This window comes from Trichococcus ilyis, from assembly GCF_900109135.1.
Classification (GTDB): Bacteria; Bacillota; Bacilli; order Lactobacillales; family Aerococcaceae; genus Trichococcus; species Trichococcus ilyis.
The window spans coordinates 1-20,896 of the sequence record NZ_FNYT01000038.1; the positions used below are offsets into that span (position 1 = coordinate 1).

General features: G+C 37.7%; 21 protein-coding genes and 2 pseudogenes. 17 read left to right on the forward strand and 6 right to left on the reverse strand.

What is annotated here, in order from left to right:
• A partial coding sequence (locus BMX58_RS13285; RefSeq protein WP_131814099.1) for an ATP-binding protein occupies positions 1 to 297 on the forward strand: 297 nt, incomplete at its 5' end.
• A 267-nt stretch (positions 298 to 564) separates the two neighbouring features.
• Positions 565 to 1,854, forward strand: a complete 1,290-nt coding sequence (gene ltrA, locus BMX58_RS13290) for a group II intron reverse transcriptase/maturase (protein ID WP_068624296.1) — start codon at positions 565 to 567, stop codon at positions 1,852 to 1,854.
• Positions 1,855 to 2,044: 190 nt separating this feature from the next.
• On the opposite strand, the gene BMX58_RS13295 is transcribed toward ltrA, so the two are convergent.
• Together BMX58_RS13295 and BMX58_RS13300 are read right to left on the reverse strand one after the other, a co-directional pair.
• A complete protein-coding gene (locus tag BMX58_RS13295) occupies positions 2,045 to 2,413 on the reverse strand; it encodes a DUF5388 domain-containing protein (protein ID WP_068624298.1) in 369 nt (122 codons plus the stop codon).
• A complete protein-coding gene (locus BMX58_RS13300; RefSeq protein ID WP_068624300.1) occupies positions 2,413 to 2,592 on the reverse strand; it encodes a hypothetical protein in 180 nt (59 codons plus the stop codon). The genes BMX58_RS13295 and BMX58_RS13300 overlap by 1 nt, the downstream gene beginning before the upstream one ends.
• A gap of 400 nt (positions 2,593 to 2,992) precedes the next feature.
• Here BMX58_RS13300 and clpL point away from each other — a divergent pair, with 400 nt between their 5' ends.
• Positions 2,993 to 5,107 (forward strand): ATP-dependent protease ClpL, encoded by a 2,115-nt coding sequence (clpL, locus tag BMX58_RS13305; RefSeq protein WP_068624302.1) that lies wholly within the window; start codon positions 2,993 to 2,995, stop codon positions 5,105 to 5,107.
• Between the two features lie 475 nt (positions 5,108 to 5,582).
• Here the strand turns inward: clpL and BMX58_RS13310 are convergent, their stop codons facing one another.
• The 3 genes from BMX58_RS13310 to BMX58_RS13320 form a co-directional block, all read right to left on the reverse strand.
• Positions 5,583 to 6,173 carry a recombinase family protein gene (locus tag BMX58_RS13310; protein WP_068624304.1) on the reverse strand — a complete coding sequence of 197 codons (591 nt, stop codon included), beginning with the start codon at positions 6,171 to 6,173 and terminating at the stop codon, positions 5,583 to 5,585.
• 201 nt (positions 6,174 to 6,374) lie between these two features.
• A complete protein-coding gene (locus tag BMX58_RS13315; protein ID WP_068624306.1) occupies positions 6,375 to 6,689 on the reverse strand; it encodes a hypothetical protein in 315 nt (104 codons plus the stop codon).
• Entirely contained in the window at positions 6,689 to 7,012 is a 324-nt protein-coding gene (locus BMX58_RS13320) for a type II toxin-antitoxin system Phd/YefM family antitoxin (protein WP_068624308.1), read from the reverse strand. Before BMX58_RS13320 ends, BMX58_RS13315 begins: the two co-directional genes overlap by 1 nt.
• A gap of 739 nt (positions 7,013 to 7,751) precedes the next feature.
• Here BMX58_RS13320 and BMX58_RS13330 point away from each other — a divergent pair.
• The 14 genes and pseudogenes from BMX58_RS13330 to BMX58_RS13390 all read left to right on the forward strand — a co-directional run.
• A pseudogene (locus BMX58_RS13330) lies at positions 7,752 to 8,240 on the forward strand (IS701 family transposase); the annotation flags it as partial.
• Between the two features lie 766 nt (positions 8,241 to 9,006).
• A complete protein-coding gene (locus BMX58_RS14780) occupies positions 9,007 to 9,180 on the forward strand; it encodes a hypothetical protein (protein ID WP_162268638.1) in 174 nt (57 codons plus the stop codon).
• A pseudogene (locus tag BMX58_RS13335) lies at positions 9,128 to 9,382 on the forward strand (transposase); the annotation flags it as partial. The gene BMX58_RS14780 and the pseudogene BMX58_RS13335, both read left to right, overlap by 53 nt.
• Positions 9,383 to 9,730: 348 nt before the next feature.
• Complete coding sequence (locus tag BMX58_RS13340) at positions 9,731 to 10,342, forward strand: helix-turn-helix domain-containing protein (RefSeq protein ID WP_131814100.1); 612 nt, start codon at positions 9,731 to 9,733, stop codon at positions 10,340 to 10,342.
• 149 nt (positions 10,343 to 10,491) lie between these two features.
• Positions 10,492 to 10,749, forward strand: coding sequence for a helix-turn-helix domain-containing protein (locus tag BMX58_RS13345; RefSeq protein WP_068624316.1), 258 nt, complete (start codon positions 10,492 to 10,494; stop codon positions 10,747 to 10,749).
• Between the two features lie 116 nt (positions 10,750 to 10,865).
• A complete protein-coding gene (locus BMX58_RS13350; RefSeq protein WP_068624318.1) occupies positions 10,866 to 11,258 on the forward strand; it encodes a hypothetical protein in 393 nt (130 codons plus the stop codon).
• A 19-nt stretch (positions 11,259 to 11,277) separates the two neighbouring features.
• Positions 11,278 to 11,610, forward strand: coding sequence for a DUF6075 family protein (locus BMX58_RS13355; RefSeq protein WP_068624321.1), 333 nt, complete (start codon positions 11,278 to 11,280; stop codon positions 11,608 to 11,610).
• Positions 11,611 to 11,729: 119 nt separating this feature from the next.
• Positions 11,730 to 12,719: a DNA/RNA non-specific endonuclease gene (locus tag BMX58_RS13360; RefSeq protein WP_068624323.1), complete on the forward strand. Its 990-nt coding sequence runs from the start codon at positions 11,730 to 11,732 to the stop codon at positions 12,717 to 12,719.
• A gap of 550 nt (positions 12,720 to 13,269) precedes the next feature.
• On the forward strand, positions 13,270 to 13,701 hold the full coding sequence (locus BMX58_RS13365) for a hypothetical protein (protein ID WP_068624325.1): 432 nt from the start codon (positions 13,270 to 13,272) through the stop codon (positions 13,699 to 13,701).
• Positions 13,702 to 14,078: 377 nt separating this feature from the next.
• Entirely contained in the window at positions 14,079 to 15,932 is a 1,854-nt protein-coding gene (locus BMX58_RS13370; RefSeq protein ID WP_068624327.1) for an N-6 DNA methylase, read from the forward strand.
• Between the two features lie 14 nt (positions 15,933 to 15,946).
• A complete protein-coding gene (locus tag BMX58_RS13375; RefSeq protein WP_068624329.1) occupies positions 15,947 to 16,228 on the forward strand; it encodes a hypothetical protein in 282 nt (93 codons plus the stop codon).
• 97 nt (positions 16,229 to 16,325) lie between these two features.
• Positions 16,326 to 18,716 (forward strand): EcoAI/FtnUII family type I restriction enzme subunit R, encoded by a 2,391-nt coding sequence (gene hsdR / locus BMX58_RS13380; protein WP_068624331.1) that lies wholly within the window; start codon positions 16,326 to 16,328, stop codon positions 18,714 to 18,716.
• Positions 18,717 to 18,829: 113 nt separating this feature from the next.
• Complete coding sequence (locus BMX58_RS13385) at positions 18,830 to 20,281, forward strand: class I SAM-dependent DNA methyltransferase (protein WP_068624333.1); 1,452 nt, start codon at positions 18,830 to 18,832, stop codon at positions 20,279 to 20,281.
• A complete protein-coding gene (locus BMX58_RS13390; RefSeq protein ID WP_068624335.1) occupies positions 20,282 to 20,587 on the forward strand; it encodes a hypothetical protein in 306 nt (101 codons plus the stop codon).
• A 20-nt stretch (positions 20,588 to 20,607) separates the two neighbouring features.
• Here BMX58_RS13390 and BMX58_RS13395 read toward each other — a convergent pair.
• Positions 20,608 to 20,896: ATP-binding protein (locus tag BMX58_RS13395; protein ID WP_131814102.1), on the reverse strand; the 289-nt coding region annotated here is incomplete at its 5' end.

Sequence of the window (20,896 nt, forward strand, 5' to 3'; positions counted from 1 at the left end):
AATCGGATCCGAGCATCTGATTTAGTGATTATTGATGATTTGATGTATATGGCAATGGACCAAAGGGAAGCTACCCTGTTTTTTCATTTGATCAATCATCTATATGAACGGAGTTCAATCATCTTGACCTCCAATAAGAGCCCCGACCAATGGGGAGAATTATTGGGCGATGAGGGAGTCGCAATGGCTATCTTAGACCGTATTCTGCATCGAGCGGAGGTCGTTCACATGAATGAAGCCAGCTACCGTATGAAGCATCGCCAGAGCATGTTTGTGAGCGAAAGTGTTCAAAATTAATTGGCGTTAACTGTTCAATTCTACTTGACGCTGACACTGGGGAGGTCTCATGGTGTTACACCAAATACACTTAGTGATAAGTGCTTGACTCATGAGAAGTCAGCAGAGGTCGTAGTAGTGAAGACAGCTAGTGAAAGCTAGAAAGAGCGAAGGACCGAACAATTTTATCGTTACAAACAGCTCTATTGGAGGTTACTGAAGACTACTGGCAACAAATAGCGTTAAAGTAGATAGTCACCTTACGAGAACAGAAAAGGAGTAACAAGCATGCATGAAAACAGGACACTGGATAAAATCCTATCCAAAAACAATTTAAACGAAGCATTCCGACAAGTGAAACGGAACAAAGGTGCCGAAGGCATTGATGGTATGTCTATCGAAGAGGCGAAAGACTATCTTCGTCAACACAAAGAAGAAATTTTTCATGCCATTCGCCAACGTAAATACCAACCTAAACCCGTAAGAAGAGTAGAAATACCTAAACCATCAGGTGGCGTGAGACTTCTGGGTATACCGACCGTTATCGACCGGGTTATTCAACAAGCAATTGCGCAAATTCTAACACCCGTTTTTGACGAACTCTTCCATGACAGGAGCTATGGCTTTCGTCCAAAACGTAACGCTCATATGGCGATAGCACAAGCGCTAAAAGATATGAACGAAGGTTATGATTGGGTTGTCGACATTGATTTAGAGAAGTTCTTTGACACAGTGAACCACGATCGGCTGATGAATCTGGTTTCGCGGAAAGTAACCGATGGTGATGTTATATCGCTCATTCGGAAATATCTCGTGAGTGGTATTATGGTAAACGGAAAATATGAGGAAAGCCCAGCGGGCACTCCCCAAGGGGGGAACCTCTCGCCGTTACTGAGTAATATCCTCTTAAATGAACTCGACCATGAACTAGAGAAAAGAGGTCTACGCTTTGTGCGATACGCAGATGACTGTCTTATTTTCGTTAAGAGCGAATTCGCAGCAAGGCGCGTGATGCGTTCAGTTACACGATATATTGAGGAAACTCTGGGTTTAACCGTTAACGCGACTAAATCGAAAGTCACTAAACCAAGTGACTCAACATTTGAATTTCTGGGGTTTGGATTTTATTGGTCTAGAGTAGCCAAAGGCTATCAAGCAAAGCCCCATGCCATATCAATCGAGACGTTTAAATATAAGCTTCATCAGCTAAGCAAGAAAAGTTGGGGAATTGATATGGCTTACCGGATAATTAAACTGAATCAAGTCATCAGAGGGTGGGTTAATTATTTCAAAATAGGAGATATGTCGGCAAAACTCAAGAAAATAGCGAGTCATCTTCGTTATCGACTTAGGATGTGTATCTGGCACCAATGGAAAACAGCCAAGAATCGAAGGAAATCACTCACCAAACTAGGGATGAGCGACTACAATGCATACGTGAACAGTCACAGTTCCAAGGGAACTGCCCGAATAGCCCTGTCCTGGGTAATGACAACCACAGTAACAAACAAGATACTAGCCATAAAAGGACTAGTATCTCCAGATAGTTACTATTTAAAACAAAAGCATGTTATATAAAATTGAACCGCCGTATACCGAACGGTACGTACGGTGGTGTGAGAGGACGATAAATAAAATAATTATTTATCTCCTACTCGATTCACTTTAAAAATAAGGGTAAAAGATTATTAATATAGTCATAATTCAAGGGTAATGACTATGAACTATTAGAAATACTGAACATTATTTCGTCAGCCCGTTCCTCCTTTTAAATCTTTTTTGCACGTTGTTGTTTGTTGTCATCTTTTAGCTCTAAAGAATCTAAAATAAAATCAAATCTTTTTCGTTCGTCGTCAGATAAGCTATCTAGCGTTGAAAAGCACATTTTTTCAACAGCATCTTTTTGAGAATCAAACATTCCGATATTTACTAGAGATGTCAGCATATTTCGAACGTGATTATCCACTTTTATAGTAGCGCGTTCAGTCGTGCTTCTTATTCCTAATTTAGAAGGTTCGGATTCCGAATTGGAAAGTATCCTGCCAATATTTAATTCATTCCGATCTATTTGTTGATTTATAACAGGATTAGGCTTCCATTCCAATTTCTTTTTATTACTCCGATTGAGCATTCCCATTAGCCATCAATCCTCTCTAATATTTCTTCCCCTACCAAAGTAAAAATACTATGCACCTTTTTATCGTGCGGATCTTTAGGATTATCTGTGATGCCAGTCATGTCCATACGCTTAACTCGCTCCATTAAAGAAATTTTATGATCAAATATATATTCTTCACCAAATTCTTCTGTAGCCAATTCTAGTATTTCTTCGTCTACACGTGCATTCCGTTTGCTTAACACTTCTTTACTATAGATTGCTCTAAGTGTAAACCGTCAGGCTTTTTTACTGTCTAAATTTAACTAGCACCACGCGTATGAGTATTAGTCTCTTAAATTAAAATTGGTCTGGAAAGTAACTTGTCAATTCAAGTTCTTTATCAAGGGCTATTAAATAGGGAACCTTGTAGGGAAATCAATTCATTTTATGAAATTGATTTCTCTTTTGTTTAAACAAAATTATCCTAATTATTTCTAATTGATTCTATAAGCACTTTACTTAGCGATACATAAAAATTGTGTTATAATACAGTTGTAGTTTTAAAGGATATTATGGTCACTAAGTTACACATATAAAATTTTATGGAGGTGTTGTAATATGGCAAATTTTTACGGAAATGATCCTTTTTTCAACAATGATATGGATGATGTTTTCAATCAATTATTTCGGCGCATGGGTACTCAAAATTCGGAGCGTGCACGGTATTTAGTTAATGGACAATCGTTGACACCGGATGAGTTTACTCAATACCGAGCAACTGGTAAGCTACCTCAAAATAATAAAACAATAGAAGTATCTAAAGATGGTAAACAGGCTGTTAAAAAAGGAGGGATTTTAGAAAAGTTAGGGACTAATTTGACGGAACAGGCTCGTGATGGCTTACTAGATCCAGTGATTGGACGTGAGAAGGAGATTCAAGAAACTGCAGAAATTTTGTGTCGTAGAACGAAAAATAATGCAATCTTAGTTGGTGATGCCGGTGTAGGTAAAACTGCAGTCGTCGAAGGTCTGGCACAAGCAATTGTGGCTGGTAAAGTTCCAGAAACGATTCAAGATAAAGAAATCTATTCGATTGATTTATCGTCTTTGGAAGCAGGAACTCAATATCGCGGTTCTTTTGAAGAAAATATTAAACAGCTGGTAGAGGAAGTTAAAGCAGCTGGTAATATTATTCTATTCTTCGATGAAATTCATCAGATTCTCGGCACGGGTGCCACTGGTGGTGAAGATGGTGGCAAAGGATTGGCTGATATCATTAAACCTGCTTTGTCACGTGGCGAGTTGAGTGTAATCGGGGCTACGACTCAAGATGAATATCGCAATACTATTTTGAAAAATGCGGCTTTGGCACGGCGATTCAATGATGTTGTGATTAATGAACCGACGGCCGCTGACACTTTACGTATATTACAAGGTATTAAAGAGCTGTACGAAAAACATCATCATGTTGTATTACCAGATGATGTTTTGAAGGCGGCTGTGGATTATTCAATCCAATATATACCACAACGCACTTTGCCAGATAAAGCTATCGATTTGATCGACATGACTGCGGCTCATTTAGCGGCTAAAAATTCGCAAACTGATGTTGAGACATTGGATCAACGCCTTAAAAAATTAGAGGCAGCTAAGGAGGCCGCCATTAAATCGGAGGACTTTACAAAAGCCGCTGATATCAAGAAGTCGATCGAGGAAACCAAGCAAAAAATTAAAGAAACGGATCAAAAAGAAAAAATCACTGCCACGATTGATGATGTGGCACAATCGGTTGAACGTTTAACTGGTATACCAGTTTCTGATATGGGCGCTAATGATATTGAGCGCTTGAAAAATCTTGATAAGCGTCTGAAAAGTAAGGTAATCGGTCAAGATGAAGCGGTTGAAATGGTAGCAAAAGCAATTCGGCGTAACCGTGCGGGCTTTTCAGAGGGTGATCAGCCGATTGGAAGTTTTCTGTTTGTGGGCCCAACTGGCGTAGGAAAGACTGAATTAGCTAAGCAATTAGCCTTAGATATGTTTGGAAATGAAAATGCGATTATTCGGCTAGATATGAGTGAATATGCTGATCGTACAGCTGTGTCGAAATTAATTGGTACCTCGGCTGGATACGTAGGCTATGAAGATAATGCTAATACTCTAACTGAACGGGTTCGGCGTAATCCATATTCCATTGTATTATTAGATGAAATTGAAAAGGCTGATCCACAAGTATTAACGTTACTGTTACAAGTGATGGATGATGGGCGCTTAACGGATGGACAAGGCAATGTCATTAATTTCAAAAATACGATTATTATTGCTACTTCTAATGCTGGCTTTGGTAATGAAGCATTAAGTGGTGACAAGGAACGAGATCAGTCATTAATGGATAAGTTAGCACCATTTTTCCGCCCAGAATTTCTGAACCGTTTTAATGGAATCGTGGAATTTTCACATCTGACTAAGCAAGACTTAAGTCAAATTGTCGATTTGATGTTGGCGGATGTACAAAAAACTTTAGCCAAAAAATCCATCAAACTTGAGGTAACTAAAGCGGCCAAAGATTGGCTGATGGAACAAGGCTATGATGAAGCAATGGGTGCGCGGCCGTTACGGCGAGTAATTGAACAACAAATTCGTGATAAGGTAACGGATTTCTACCTTGACCACTTAGATGTCAAAAACTTGAAGGCTGATTTAGTGGATGATGAGATTGTGATATCGGCAGCTTAGCTTAAATCAGTGATCATAAATAACTTTATGTAAGAGGAGATTTATTAGGAAGGAGATTGCTTGATAGATCTCCTTTTTTGGCTCTTCGACATTTAGTGTTGGTAGAGAAAGATACAACTGAAAATTTAGTCATAACCAGTTAGGCAGAGTGCTTAACTGGTTTTTGTTGTGCGCCCAGCATGGGCGATAACTTGGTGGTGAAAGTCCACTACAGGCTTGGCAGTAGGAACTGTTAGCTGAAGGCAAGGGTGTCCACCGTGAGGTGGAATCTGAAGGAAGCTGAAAGCAAATTGAATATAGTAAAACGGGATAGAACTTTTATAGTAGTGACTCGAGATTGCTGGATATAGTCTCTATTGCTAGTAAAATGAGATTTTAGCATAGTCTCATATCTCACGGCTATCGTTTGGAATCATTTAAATTGAAAAATCACTCCTAATCTTACATCGGGAGTGATTTTTTTATACCTACTTATTTAATCTGTCGATAAATTTGGTTCAGTATTCATTTCCTCTAATTTATTGAGGTAACGATAAATGGTTGTACGCGACACATTCCATCTTTCGGCAATTGTTTTAATGGGCGTTCCATTATCGACCAACGTTTTCATAAGTTCCAAGTCACTCTTGCTTAACTTTTCTGGGCGTCCACCAAATCTACCTCTGGCGCGTGCAGCGGCACGTCCGGCTGCAGATCGTTCCAGGATCAGATTCCGCTCAAATTCTGCAAATGCCGCAAATAGATGGAACATTAATTGACCAGTTGAGCTTGATTTATCCATCGTGATATTTTCTTGTAAGCTGTGAAAACTCACGCCACGATTATTCAAACGATTGACGATCGTAATCAAGTCTTCCATATTCCGCCCCAGCCGATCTAATCGCCACACAACGAGTGTATCCCCTGAACGAACAAATTCAATCGCTGTTTCTAATCCTGGGCGATTGCTCTTTGCGCCACTCATGTGATCTGTAAAAACTTTCTCACAGCCAAATTTTTCCAAACTATCTTCTTGGAGATCCAAATTCTGTAATCCAGTAGAAACACGTGCGTATCCAATTTTCAAAAAATCACCTTCTTTTTTTATTTCATTGTACCATAACTTTATCAAGGGTGATTAAGTGGACATAGAATTTTTTACGGGTTTATGGACACACATTTCAGATCATTTAGAGAAAAACAATACAAAAAAACAGTGTCCAGAAATGAACCATTTTCTGGACACTGTATTTTTTGTTTCTAATTTTATGCACAATAGATTTCAATTTCAGAGATGCTTTTTCCGTCTTTTTTCAGCGGTTAAAAATATTTTTTCTTCTTCTCTTTTACCAATGGCCACAATCTCAATAATTTCTATCTGATTGTCTGTTGTTGGTTTAAAGATGAGACGAATGCCTAATTTTTGGTTCTTTAATTCTTTAAAACCAGCTAATTTCGAATAAGTTGTATTCCCAAGATCTTTCCCAATTTCAGATCCTCGGATCCTTAACCTTTCTCCAGCAGCATCTACCCATTGTTTTAACATGCCGTCTAATTTTTTATAGTCTTTTTCTGCTTCTTTCCAAAAAAATACTTTCGCCATTAATCAAATAGATCCTTATCGGCTAAAGCAGCAAATGGGTTATGCTCTTGATTTGATTCGATCACTTCAGTGGCTGAAATGAGTTCGCCTGATCCGGCTGTTACTCGATCATTTAAGTAACTATAAAATAGTTTATTTTCCAGTTCGTTATAATCTTTCACTAGTTTTTCATACACCGCATTACTGAGAATAACAGCTTCAGGTTTATTATGGTTAAAAATAAAGGTTGGTTCTCCTGTTTTACTTATGTCTTTTATAATTTTTGAAAAGTCTTTCTTAGCTTCTGTGATCGATTTTGTTTTTACATCCAACATTTTCAACATACGAAGCACCTCACTTTTTTATTTGTAGTCTTAGTATAACATAAAAAAGACCTTAATAAAAGTCTTAATAAAGGTCTTTTTCAGTCTTTCGATACATGGAAATGCTTATAATCGTGTATCATGGATCTTGATTTATCGAGGTTCTTTTGTATCATTTTTATTCTACAATCGCACCAGTTTATAGAATATTCCTTCATATTCTATAAACTCTCTTACTTATCCTTTTTAGTAAAAAATGTAGTCATTATTACTAAAAAGGCAGGTATTAAGCTCCATAAAAAGAATAACCAATTTTGTGTTACTATAGATAATACTAAGAACGAACCTAGAATTACGACTGACATAGAAATTGAATTCTTTCGGTATTTATTCATATTGAACCTCCCATATCTCAAAACTAATTGAAAAGTACTCTAGTTATTTTAACATATACTACTTATGATCCAATAATTTACTTATCTTATTTCTAATAAATATGTTTAACCTTTTATAAAAAAAAAGATACCTTAAACTACATAGAATGTATCCAGAATCTTATTAAATTGAGGTTGTTTTTTATTCGTTTTTTACTATTCTCTATAACAAAGACATAAAATCAAAATTCTGTCCTTTGCACGATGGAGATACTACTATCGCTAGTAAAGATTTAACTGACGAAACAACTAATCACCACTTTACAACTTTTCACGCCCCTCAGGGCATAAAAATACAAACAACCCCAAATTTTTTGTATGATGCAACAGTCACAACACACAATCCGGAGAACTCCTCCAGCTACCGCATTTTCATCAGCACGATTATACCCGAAGATATTTTACTCGATGACCAAGAACTGGAAACACTCTGCCCAGAAATACCTGAAGCGGACAGAAACCGCCTGTTGCCTTATAGCCTGTATGGATTTCGTTGGGCAATCGAGGTTATCTTTTATGAACAGAAGACCTTTTGGTCATTCGGTAAATATATGGTCAGAAGTAAAAACGGGATTGAAAGTTACGTCAATTTCTTAGTCATCGCCTACAGCGGCGTTCAGCTTCTTCCATTCAAACAGAAAAAGTATACCCATTTGAAAGCGGAAAATTCTCAAGTGAAGAAACAACTCATTGGAATGGCGATCCAGCACGAAGTATTTTTCTATACTTTCGTGCTTTCCATCGAAAATAGGATTAAATCGTTGGCGCTCCTAAAGGCTTATGAACAATGGATTGAAGAAAACCACAATTTTTAATTACTTGTAAAGTGGTGATATATAGTGTTGATGGCTCAATTGTCAGAAGCACTTTTTTGTGAAAATAAAAAAAGGACAAATAAAAAAATCTGTTAAAATAAAGGTGCTTAAGCCAACTATTTTAAGGAGTGATTTCATTTGTCCCTATCACATTATATGCGAAATGTATTAAATATAAAAGACCAGAATATTCAGTTTAGAGAAGCGTGTTGCCAAAACGCCTTCATTAAGGGTCACCTTTCAAAATTATTCTCTGCTACCTTAACGTATGAGGCACTACAGTGCCCTAATTGTGGGACAGAGAACCTATAAAATTATGTTCTCTACCCGACCCCCAGCAGTTATAGCAAAGTGATTACTGAAACCAACTAATAAACTACTTAACATAGGCATCAATCCTCCTGTATATACCGAAGCTATAAAGAAAACAATTGATAATGTAATGTATGACATTACTACTAAATCAAACTTGTTTTTGCTTTCACTGTTGGGTGCACCAGCATTTTTTGACGGGAATCGAGTACAAAACATAATTAATCAATAATAATTATGTTTATTATACTTTTATTTGTCAAATTAAGCTAGACAAATAAAAGTATAATAAGGCGTAGCTAACTTATGAAAGAATTTAGAAACGCGGCCCTTTAGGTTTTAATAGAGGTGAATTCAAATTAATAACATTAATATTTTTATACTTTTTGGTGTTCCTATAGTCAGTCTTGTAATCAGCATCTATACACTTTTTTTAAATGTAGGAAAAGACAAAATGTCTAAATTAGAAACTAAAAACAAAGCAATTCCAGTCGTTACGGTTCAAGGTATAACAGCAAACAAGGATTTCTTCTCTGGCTTTTTTAATTCAGAAAACATAATAAACAAAGGTGATTTCATATATCTTGGAGAATGCCGTCCGCATGATGGTCAGCGTCCTTTCCTATAACATCAACAATTTTATACGCACACTAGCTTTCCCGGAAAAGGCCAAAGGCCTACAGATACAAAGTATTCGTCTTCGGTTTTTCAAGATCGCTGGGAAACTGATCCACAGCGGAAGACGCATGATGCTAAAACTCAGCACCCATCATGTCTACCAAGATGAATTTTTTCATATCCTACGGCAAATTCAATCCTTGTCTTGGTGAGGAGACCCCGCAAATTTAAAAAAAACGTTCGAACAAAGGGATTAGTATGCCCAAAAACACAATAACAATCGCATTCCGTGCTTCTTTTCGTCTCTAAGAGACGTTTTGAAAGGGAAAAAATAATAGCTCTGCCAAAAATCCAATATTGCAGATGAAATAGAGTTGTTCATTTCAAGATTTGGGGTGGTATGAATAATTCAGGTTCAGATAAAGTAAAGTAAGAAATACTTCCATCGATTCAGACAAATTCAACGACAGATAAAGCTTTTTCAGAGGCCGTCTGTCTTCCTTTTATCTTTACTTTACTGTATGATATAGTAAAGTAAAGATAAAAGGAAGGGGAGCCATATGTTAAACGTATCTGAAGTGCTCACGATCCTAGAAAAAGAAGGCCTTACGAGTTCTAGACAAGTTGTATTGCGTTGGATCCGTCAAGGAGACCTGCCAGCTATACAAAAGACCCGAAAAGAAGGCTATCAGGTGGCGCAACCAGACCTCGCTGACTTTATCGCCAGGAAAAAAGAAGCAGATGCAAGCACCGAATCCGATGAACAGACAACCGACGACTATCATGCAGGCTACCAGGCAGCCATAAAAGATCTGTTGGAGAAAGCTATGGTGAGTGGGTCCGGAGACCTTTTTCTTTTCAGGAAAAATGCCAGTATTCCGATCCATTTAGCGGATTTCAAGGAAATGGCGGCAAGAAATTTCAGCACCGGGAAGAACAATCCCTTCTACCAAACCGCGATCAAGAATCTCTTTCACCCCTTCGGACGGAAGACACCGGAGAACATCATCTATGTCTATCCTTTGGGGGACTATTATAAACTGGCCAATCTGATCGTCAGTAAAAAAGAATTGTCTGATTTCATGAAAGAGATGGATTTGGAAGGTGTCAGCCTTTCTGATGTTTTCGCGCACCTTTATCTTTACTATCTAACCTCGGGTAAAGTAAAGTAAGAAATACTTCCATCGATCAGAAAAAAAAAAGGGTTTTGGGACGTTTTATCCTTCTGTTCAGAAAAAACACTTCCGAAATAACGCATTTTGAGGCGATTTCAGACCTGATTTGCCGGTAAGTCATCATTAAGAAACGAAAGGATGATTTCATGATCGATTATCATTACCAAACCTTCCTGGTTTTAGCTGATACCTTAGACTATGCAAAGACTGCACAAGAACTCTGCTTGTCCAAACCAACAATCATGCAGCATATCCAATATCTCGAAGCGGATCTGGAGGTTAAATTATTCCAGAATCAGGGCGGGAATTTGGTGCTGACGAAGAAGGGCCAATTACTGAAAAGCCGTTTAGTCATCATCAATGATCACATTGATGATTTGTTACGACAACTAGCAAGCAAATAACGCCTGAGTATTCAAAATAAACTGACTTTCGTCATTATTGACATTTTTGTTTAACAAGATGCGGTATAATACTAGCATAGAATCTAGCTCGAAGGTGATAAGGAGGCAATAACAAGATGGACGTTCAATACAACAATCATATATATAGCAATAGCACCTTATGGTCCGTGCTACAAGCAGAAGGTATTATCAGCGATCAGTATGCCATTGTGGAAATATGGATAGGGGAGTCCCCATACAAAATTGTCAAAGCTACGGAAGCTGAACAAATCATGCAACAGATAGTCATTGAACAGTTAGAGGGGTTCGATCCATTTACCCGTGAAGATGTCTATTTAGGGGATTATTATGCAGATAATGTGGTATATGACCAAGAAACATATATATTTGACTATGAATCCATATTTAGCCCTACCTATTCAGATACTGCTAAAAGGAAAATAGAGGAACTGATTGAAGCAATAAATGCCAAAATAGGTCCTTGTTGTGAAATACAGGATGATTATTGATTAGAAATGAGGGAGAAATATGTATACTAAAAATTACATAGCATTACTCACTAAAGATAACACCGCTGAAACCGATGTCGAGCGTAAAGCCTTATTTCGAATCTTATCAACTGACGACTTATACAGGAAAGTAACTCACTTGTATGATTTTAAGGAACACTCTATTAAACCGGAATCCCTAGAAAACGGAGAAGTGTACTTAAGCAGTAGTTCACGCAAATTAGTTATGGCGGCGTTTAACTTATACAATGGTCACTACGAAGCCGATATATTTGATACTTTTGCTGGTCTTGATGATAAAAACTTCAACCTAGTAATCCAAGCCATAAAAATTCGATTCAACAAGTACTAAGAGAACGACGCGTTAGTAAACGCTATGCTATCGGCGTATGCTCTTCTATACCGTCCGTATCTGGAATCCTAGTAAAATAGGATCCTTTTTAAATTCAACTTAAAAAGGGAGTGAATCGCATGATAACAGGAAAAAAGTTATTGTGGGCTATGAGCAGTATACTGTTGCTTAGCGCTTGTACCCCAACCGAAGCAGTAACTGAAGAAGAAATAACAGCGTCCAGTTTGATCGAATCTAGCGCTGAAGTCGCTCCAGTGGCTACCGATAAGGAAGAAAGTAAAGAATCCAAGGAAGTTTCTTTAGAATCAGCCGGTTCCTCAGCGTATTCTGAAAGTACCGAACCCCAATATTCGGTATCTCTTGATGGCTATGCATTAATCGAAGTCTATGGAGGGGAATTGTCAGGCTATCGTGCAGCAAATGTTGTCGTTGATATCGGTTTTGGTGACAGGGAATACTGGGCCTATACAAATGAATATGGGCAATTGGTTCGAGTTGTTGCAGCAGAAATCATTTTGCAAGATGATGCCACTGAACCGGTTAATTCCAACGGACGCTATTATGATGACGAAGCAAAAGTGCCGGGCACAGAGAATTCAAATCTTGATCAAGGGCATGTCATTGCCGATTCCTTAGGAGGTGTGGCTAATGCCTATAATATTACGCCACAAGACAGTGTGCTGAATCGTCACGGGGACCAGGCTTATATGGAACGAAACATTGTACAAGCAGGTGGTGCCACTAATTTTGAGGCTCTTATTACCTACCCAGATACAACTACACAAGTTCCAAGTTCTTATAAATACACGTATACGATCAATGGCTATCAAGTAGTAGATGAGTTCCAAAATGTTAACCCAGATGAATACAATGCAGCACAAGGCTTAACAGGAGAAAGTAGCTCGCCTTCTGGCAGTTCTGGAATAGCAGCATTCGCTGCGCCCTCCGAGACAGCAGGAGGAGACGTGTCCGCTATAGACATTAACGGTAATGGCCAGGTCACGATCCAAGAAGCGAAGAACGCTGGGTACGCCATGCCGATTTATAGTGATCATTGGTTATATCAGTATATGGATGACCGAGACGGGGATGGTCAAGTCGGGGAATAATTTTGGATATGCAAGATATGTATGTCCACCCCGCATTCTTGAAAAAACATAAATCGAAAATACGTCCACTGGAAGATTAATCTTTACTACTTTCAGCGCGACCTGAGTACGAAACGAATGCAGGAAGGTAAAGAACTGGCCATGATACTCTTGAGTACCCACCCTACACTGAGGTATAAAATAAAGATGGTATCATTAACAATTTTTATCAAACCGTGGAAATTTGAATAGAAATCCCCATATAAATCGTTAAAACAACGCCGAAAAAATCATTAGTTATATGAATAAGTATGGAAGATAAGACTATCACTTAGGTGATATAGATAATATTTTTTAGTTATTATAACGCTGATAATATTGTTTTTAATGGAAAGACATATATTAAATCATGAATAAATCAACGATATCAGCTATTCGAACAGTGCAAGAAGAGATACCTAGAGGATTTGATTTAAAAAATTAATAATTAGTACAAAAACAGCTCATTGTTGTGAAATACAGGATAACTATTGCGTTTCATAAAAAATACACTACTAAAGGGAGTATAAATATGAAAGATTTCCTAAAAGGTTGCGGCTGTTTTCCAGGTTGCTTACTTAGTTTAATAATCCCTATTTGGGTGATTGGGTTAAATATTAATGATATGTGGACATCACATCAGCAGCAAAAGGATGCAGCGGTATCTACGGAATTCGAAAACAAAGACTATGATGATGAAGCTACATACACGGACGACTATACAGAGGATACTTATATTCAATCTATAGATAATGGACTTAACGATTATCAGCAAGGATTCCAAGCTGGGTATGAAGATGGCGCCACGGACAGTTATGGATTCAGTTATGATAGCTTAGACAACTCCTATCAAGAAGGTTATGAAAATGGATTTGAAGAGGCTGAATGGGATCAGGAAGACTCACTCTATGACGATACCTACGAAGACGAATACGATGACTACGACGGATATGATTCTTATTAGGTAGAATTTATCCAATTAATTTTCTTAGCCCCATGATTACGATTGATATAAGCTGCCCTATCAATGAACTAAAGTACGAGATACGCGATTTTAATTTTTAATAATACTCCTTCACACTATGATAAACTTGCTATTGGTTCGGCCACACCAGTAGTGCGATTTATGAGGGATACTTACAATGATATGTAAAACCTACGCGGAAATGGCTAATTATATTATAAATGTATATATAATATATAAGGCTCCTAATATCTCCCAAAGGGTATTTTGGAGTTTTTTTTTTAAAATTAACAATATTAAAAAAAGGTATTGACCATACTCTTTTTAGGTAGTATATTATATTTAAGATTAAAAATAATAGAAAAGAGGTAACGTACATGGATATGAATAAATTATGGGGAGGTCTTGATTTTCTTCGTAGCTCTATTCCATCAAGTGATTACATTACCGTAATTACTTCTACTGCACTAGTTCAGTTTTATAATCCGAATACAATTCAAACACTTTTACAATCAGGAAATAATACCCATAGTGGTTTCTATGCTGCTACACAAGCCGCTGCAGACGCTTTACACCTTCAGCTTCCTACTTTACTCGCTAGATTGAATAGGTCTTTAAAATTAATGACCACCCCAGTTTTGCAAAACTTTCAATTCTATACACTAGAAATATTTAAAAATTTAACTCCTAGCGAATTCCTGGAAGGCTATTTTCATTCCATCGAGAACAGTATAGGGAAAATTGGTGGTGAGCATTTAACTCCATTTGGTGTTAATGACTTAGCATTAAAAATTCTTGAAATTCAGAAAGAAGAAAGCTTTTTAGATCCTACCTGTGGATATGGAAATTCTATAGCTTCTATATTGACTAAAAATTCTGATCAAGAAATATTTGGACAGGATATTAATCCATTCGCGAGTGAAATAGCTCAAGTGCGAACCATATTATTAGGTGCTAGACGAACCATTATAGAAACAGAAGATGTTTTGAAATATCCAAAATATGCGAAAGATAACAAACTTCAAAAATTTGATGTAGTCTATTCAGATACTCTTCTAGGGGGAAATACGCTATCTGAACATTTCTATGAGAACGATCCCTATAATCGTTTCATGTATGGTAGTCCACCAAAATCTCGCGCCGATTGGGCCTTCATAAGTAACGGAACTAGTTCGCTAAAAGATGATGGTAGAGCCATATACATTACTTCTCTGGGTGTATTGTATAGAGGCGGTAAGGAAAAGAGAATTAGGGAAAGGTTTTTGGAATTGGATTTGATTGAAGCTATCATCAAATTATCTCCGGGATTACTCCCTAATACTGCAATCCCCACTGCACTGCTACTTATAAATAAAAACAAAAGGGACACCCGAAAGAATAAAGTGATATTTATTAACGCGGAGAATATTTTTTCAAAAGGTAGACAAAAAACTTTATCCAAAATAGACATAGATAACATCTTGGAATTGCTTAACAATGAGAACGATATACCAGGTAAATCTAAGATAGTAGCAAAAGAGGCGATCGAAGACGGTAGCCTAACTGTCGAAAGGTATGTGAAAGAAGATCAAATTATTTTCGACCAGATTATGGGAGATGTAATTATATACGCCGATAAATTAAATAACCTAGACATGATAGAAGTACAAGACATAGCTACTATAACTAGAGGAGTTAATCTACCAAGCAAACAAGGAACAAGTACTGGCATATATAACGTGATAAAAATATCCGATGTAATTGGGGGAGAAATTGATTTCAAGAAACTGGATCGCAGCGATGTAGCAGAGAATACAAAGATTGAAAATTACCTTATCCAAAAGGGTGATCTGCTAATCTCTACAAGAGGAGAGAATATAAAAACTGCTGTGATTAAAAAGGATGTAAAAAATACGCTACTATCCCAAAATCTTGTTTCAATCCGAGCAAAAAATACTATCGATATAGACTGGCTAAAATTCTATTTAGACAGCCCCGTAGGTCAAGCACAATTGAAGCTTGAATTGAAGGGAGAAACTGTACTGAGGCTCCCTATAACAGCAATACAAAAATTAAAGATTCCTTTGATAGACAAGCAATTACAGACAGAAATTGTACAATCATATAACAACAAGAAATCCTATATAGAAAAAGAAATAAGGCAATTAGAGAATCAATTATCTGAATTTAAAAAAAATTCTCTTCAAAAAATGGGGCTAGAAGAGACCTTCGAATTAATAGAAAAAAAATAAGGAGGAAGAAAACCATGTTAAAACAAAGTTATTGGAAGGTTGTGTTGCGTTATGGTCATGTAGGACATCGAAATGAAGTGCATGTTGCTAGGTATCTAGCATTTGATGAAGGGGTTACTTTGCTTGATGTCTATGATTCTGCCAAAAATATGCCCGGAGTAAAAAGTGCACGAGGCGTTAATTCAGCTAAAAAAGTCGATTATAGAGAATATTGTGCAGGAAAAGAAGCGGAAGAAAAGAACTTCTATTTACAAAAGTTAATGTCATTTAATCAAAATTTAGATGCAGTAGCATAAGAAGCGTATCAATCAATTTGTCACATACAATAAATTGATTTAAATGTAAATTTGTTTTGCTCGTTGTAAAACGAGATAATGAGAGGAGGAAAAATACATGAATCGTTCAAAAAAAGAAATGAATGAAACTGAAATTCGGACTAACTTTATCACCCCAGCAATAGTTCATGCAGGTTGGGATAAACTGCAACAAATTCGGGAAGAGTTTAGAATTACGGATGGTCGTATCATTACACGGGGAAAAGTGGTCACGCGTGCGAACCCTAAGTTTGCGGACTACGTCCTAAACCACATATCCAACATTCCTTTAGCAGTAGTGGAGGCAAAAGATAATAAACATACACTTACAGCTGGGCTGCAGCAGGGGATGGGTTACGCACGTCAGCTTGATATTCCTTTTGTATATTCTAGTAACGGTGACGGATTTGTAGAATATGATTTCTTCACAGGAAAAGAAAGAGAACTACGTCTTCAAGATTTTCCATCTCCTGAAGAATTGTGGCAAAGATACCGTGTTGGAAAAGGTTTTGCAAATAATCCAGCAAAAGAAGAACTTATTACAGAAAAATACCATTATGTAAAAGGGGATAAAACGCCACGTTACTATCAACGTATCGCAATCAATCGTACGATTGAAGCAATAGCGAATGGGAAAAAACGCATGTTGTTAGTTATGGCCACCGGCACGGGAAAAACATATACTGCTTTCCAAATTATTTGGCGTGCCTGGAAAGCTGGTAAGATAAAAAAAGTGTTATACCTAGCTGACCGAAACATTTTGATTGATCAAACAATGGCGAATGATTTTGGACCATTGTCTGACGTAATGACTAAAATTGAGAAAAGAAACCTCGATAGTTCTTTTGAGATTTATATGTCTCTGTATCAACAGTTATCTGGAGATGATGGGGTAGAAGCATTTAAGCAATTTTCTCCTGATTTCTTCGACATGATCATTGTAGATGAAGCCCATCGTGGTAGTGCTCGTGAAGAATCAAATTGGCGGAAAATCTTAACTTATTTTGATTCAGCAATCCAATTAGGCATGACTGCGACGCCTAAAAAAGATGATAACGTTGATACGTTTGACTATTTTGGTAATCCACTGTACACCTATTCTCTCAAACAAGGAATCGATGATGGTTTTTTAGCACCTTATAAAATCGTTCGCGTATCCATGGACAAAGATTTGGAAGGGTATCGTCCCGTAAAAGGCGAAACAGATATCCACGGTTTGGCAATTAAAGATGGGATCTATACCGGAAAAGATTTTGATCGAAGTATGGTCATTGAGGCACGTACTAAGCTGGTAGCTAAGCGTGTAACTGAATATCTGAAGAAAAATGATCGAATGGCCAAAACAATTATCTTTTGTGTGGATATCGAACATGCGGAACGGATGCGAAAAGAGCTTGTTGCACTAAATGAAGATATGATGCAAAAAGATTCTCGCTACATCATGAAAATGACAGGGGACGACATCGAAGGATTAGCACAATTGGACAATTTTATCGATGTAAACAGCCCTTATCCGACCATTGTAACAACCAGCAAACTCCTAACAACTGGCGTGGACGCAAAAACGGTCCAACTTATTGTATTAGATGCGAATATTGCTTCTGTGACCGAATTTAAGCAAATAATCGGTCGCGGTACCCGTTTGCGTACAGATGTTGGAAAATACTATTTTACGATCATGGACTTCCGGAATGCAACCAACCTCTTTGCGGACCCGAACTTCGATGGGCCTGCAGAATCAGTTATTGACGTGACTGACGGTGAGGAGATGCCTAGCGACGACCATGATACGGGTAATGAGGGGGAAATTGGTGAGGATGAAGAGGTATTGACAAATGGTGAAGGGGACGATACCGACAACAAACCGAAGCCTGGAAATGTTCCACCCGCACCGACTGGAGGAGGACAAGGGCACATAAAGTATTATATAAATCATGTTCCTGTGCGCGTTTTAAACGAAACCGTTTATTATTATGATAAAGACGGGAAAATTGTCGCTGAAGGTATGCGTGAATACAACGAAAAAGCCATCAGATCAGAGTTTGCGACCATGGATGATTTCATTAAGCGTTGGTCGGAAGAAGAACGAAAAGATGCTATTATTGAAGAACTTTTGGATAAAGGCGTCTTAATGGAAGAGTTGGAAGAAGAGTTTGGTTCCGAGTACGATGCCTTTGATCTTATTCTTCATGTTGCTTATGGGCAAAAGATGATGACACGTTCGGAACGTGCGCAGCGAGCGAAACATTCTGAAAAAATAGCTAGCTATTCGGGTGTTGCCCGTGAGGTCATTGATGCATTGGTTCAAAAGTACCAAGATACAGGATATGCTGATTTTGATGATATTCATGTGTTAAAATTGGAGCCACTAAATCAATTTGGAAACCCTATGAGTATTGCGCAAGCTTTTGGTGGCAAAGCCTCGTTTATTGAAACAATGAGAGAGTTGGAAGATTCTCTTTATGCTTAAAAAAGTACCAGAATAGTTCTGATAGGGTTATTCTGATGCTTAAGTGTTTGGAGCATACTAAAATACAAATTAAAAAATATCACAAATATAACCAGAGTTGAAGGAGAAATAACATGACAATAGAAAATTTAGTCAAAAGAATTCAAGATATTATGCGACAAGATGCCGGTGTAGATGGCGATGCCCAACGTATTTCCCAATTAGTTTGGCTATTATTTTTAAAGGTATATGATGCCAAAGAGGAAGAATGGGAATTTATGGATGATAACTATGAATCGATTATTCCAGAAGAACTAAAATGGCGGTCATGGGCACCGGATAATAAAGATGGAAAAGCATTGACTGGTGGAGCCCTACTCGATTTTGTGAACAATCGACTATTCCCGATTTTGAAAGACTTGGAGGTAGATGAATATACGCCACAACGAGCAGCAATCGTAAAAACAGTCTTTGAAGATGCCTATAATTACATGCGAGATGGCGTTTTACTTCGTCAAATCATAAATATCTTAAACGAAGTAGATTTTAATGACTACCAAGAACGCCATGCGTTTAATGATGTGTATGAAACATTCTTAAAGAGTCTGCAAAGTGCAGGGAGCTCAGGTGAATTTTACACGAGCCGTGTGTTAACTGACTTCATAATAGAAATGCTAGATCCAAGAATTGGTGAGGTTGTAGCAGACTATGCTGCAGGGACAGGCGGTTTTTTAACCAGCGCATTGGAGCACTTGCGTCTAAAAGAAGAAACCCCGGAAGACCGTGAAACTATCAATACAAGCATTGTCGGTATTGAGAAAAAAGGTCTTCCTTATATGCTGGCCATGACAAATCTCATTTTGCATGACATTGATGAACCAGGTATAAAACGCGGAAACTCATTGGCAGACAATGTGCGCGAAGTGTCTGATAAGAATAAAGTAGATGTTTTTGCCATGAATCCACCCTATGGAGGTGTTGAGGGACCCGGAATTCAAGCGAACTTCCCGAACGATATGCAAACGAAAGAAACTGCCGATCTATTTATAGCGACGATGATGTACCACCTGAAAAAGAATGGGCGTGCAGGGGTTATCCTACCTGATGGTTTCCTATTTGGAACAGATGGGGCAAAGGTAAATATTAAGAAAAAACTATTAAAAGAATTTAACTTACATACGATTGTACGTTTGCCAGCTGGGGTATTTGCACCATATACGTCTATTAAAACCAATATCTTATTCTTTGAAAACAAAGGCGCTACAGAGAAAATAGATTTTTATGAAATTCCACTGCCTGATGGTTTGAAAAATGGGTTTACGAAAACACGACCGTTTATGAAAAAACATATTGAAGGAGCGCAGGAATGGTTTCTACACCGTGAAAATGGGGATGAGAATGCCTATTCAGCAACCATCGAAGAAATTGAAAAACGAAACTTTAACATTGATATTCGCAATCCGCTAAATATTAAAGACGAAGAAGTGTATACGTTGGACGAATTGATGGAAGAATTGAACGAGAAAGCACTTGAAATTGAGAGCCTATTAGAAGAGCTATCCTCTGTACTGAAGGGGGATAAGTAAATGGCGGATACAATTGAACTGATGCGCAAACGGGTGCTGGATATGGCTATTCGCGGCAAGTTGGTTGAACAACATCCTGAAGAAGTGATACCAAATGTATCTCTCCTTAAAAATAAAACCCAAGATCGAGAGTTTATATCATTTTCACAACAATATAAAATTCCAGAAAATTGGGTTTGGACTACATTAGAAAACATCACAAATAGTGAAACCTTGCGAAATGGTGATTGGATATTATCAGAGAACATGACCGAAAAGGAAGAAGTTAAGCTAATTCAACTAGGAAGCGTTGTCAGCGTCAAGTAGAATTGAACAGTTAACGCCAATTAATTTTGAACACTTTCGCTCACAAACATGCTCTGGCGATGCTTCATACGGTAGCTGGCTTCATTCATGTGAACGACCTCCGCTCGATGCAGAATACGGTCTAAGATAGCCATTGCGACTCCCTCATCGCCCAATAATTCTCCCCATTGGTCGGGGCTCTTATTGGAGGTCAAGATGATTGAACTCCGTTCATATAGATGATTGATCAAATGAAAAAACAGGGTAGCTTCCCTTTGGTCCATTGCCATATACATCAAATCATCAATAATCACTAAATCAGATGCTCGG

Bases quoted from the DNA above. Each gene is read 5' to 3' on its own strand.
- BMX58_RS13355 (WP_068624321.1), top strand. From the start codon at position 11,278: ATGTATACTAAAAATTACATAGCATTACTCACTAAAGATAACACCGCT.
- clpL (WP_068624302.1), top strand. From the start codon at position 2,993: ATGGCAAATTTTTACGGAAATGATCCTTTTTTCAACAATGATATGGAT.
- BMX58_RS13365 (WP_068624325.1), top strand. From the start codon at position 13,270: ATGAAAGATTTCCTAAAAGGTTGCGGCTGTTTTCCAGGTTGCTTACTT.
- BMX58_RS13340 (WP_131814100.1), top strand. From the start codon at position 9,731: ATGTTAAACGTATCTGAAGTGCTCACGATCCTAGAAAAAGAAGGCCTT.
- BMX58_RS13385 (WP_068624333.1), top strand. From the start codon at position 18,830: ATGACAATAGAAAATTTAGTCAAAAGAATTCAAGATATTATGCGACAA.
- BMX58_RS13345 (WP_068624316.1), top strand. From the start codon at position 10,492: ATGATCGATTATCATTACCAAACCTTCCTGGTTTTAGCTGATACCTTA.
- BMX58_RS13350 (WP_068624318.1), top strand. From the start codon at position 10,866: ATGGACGTTCAATACAACAATCATATATATAGCAATAGCACCTTATGG.
- BMX58_RS13375 (WP_068624329.1), top strand. From the start codon at position 15,947: ATGTTAAAACAAAGTTATTGGAAGGTTGTGTTGCGTTATGGTCATGTA.
- BMX58_RS13295 (WP_068624298.1), bottom strand. From the start codon at position 2,413: ATGGGAATGCTCAATCGGAGTAATAAAAAGAAATTGGAATGGAAGCCT.
- BMX58_RS13315 (WP_068624306.1), bottom strand. From the start codon at position 6,689: ATGGCGAAAGTATTTTTTTGGAAAGAAGCAGAAAAAGACTATAAAAAA.
- BMX58_RS14780 (WP_162268638.1), top strand. From the start codon at position 9,007: ATGTCTAAATTAGAAACTAAAAACAAAGCAATTCCAGTCGTTACGGTT.
- ltrA (WP_068624296.1), top strand. From the start codon at position 565: ATGCATGAAAACAGGACACTGGATAAAATCCTATCCAAAAACAATTTA.
- BMX58_RS13320 (WP_068624308.1), bottom strand. From the start codon at position 7,012: ATGTTGAAAATGTTGGATGTAAAAACAAAATCGATCACAGAAGCTAAG.
- hsdR (WP_068624331.1), top strand. From the start codon at position 16,326: ATGAATCGTTCAAAAAAAGAAATGAATGAAACTGAAATTCGGACTAAC.
- BMX58_RS13370 (WP_068624327.1), top strand. From the start codon at position 14,079: ATGGATATGAATAAATTATGGGGAGGTCTTGATTTTCTTCGTAGCTCT.
- BMX58_RS13360 (WP_068624323.1), top strand. From the start codon at position 11,730: ATGATAACAGGAAAAAAGTTATTGTGGGCTATGAGCAGTATACTGTTG.
- BMX58_RS13390 (WP_068624335.1), top strand. From the start codon at position 20,282: ATGGCGGATACAATTGAACTGATGCGCAAACGGGTGCTGGATATGGCT.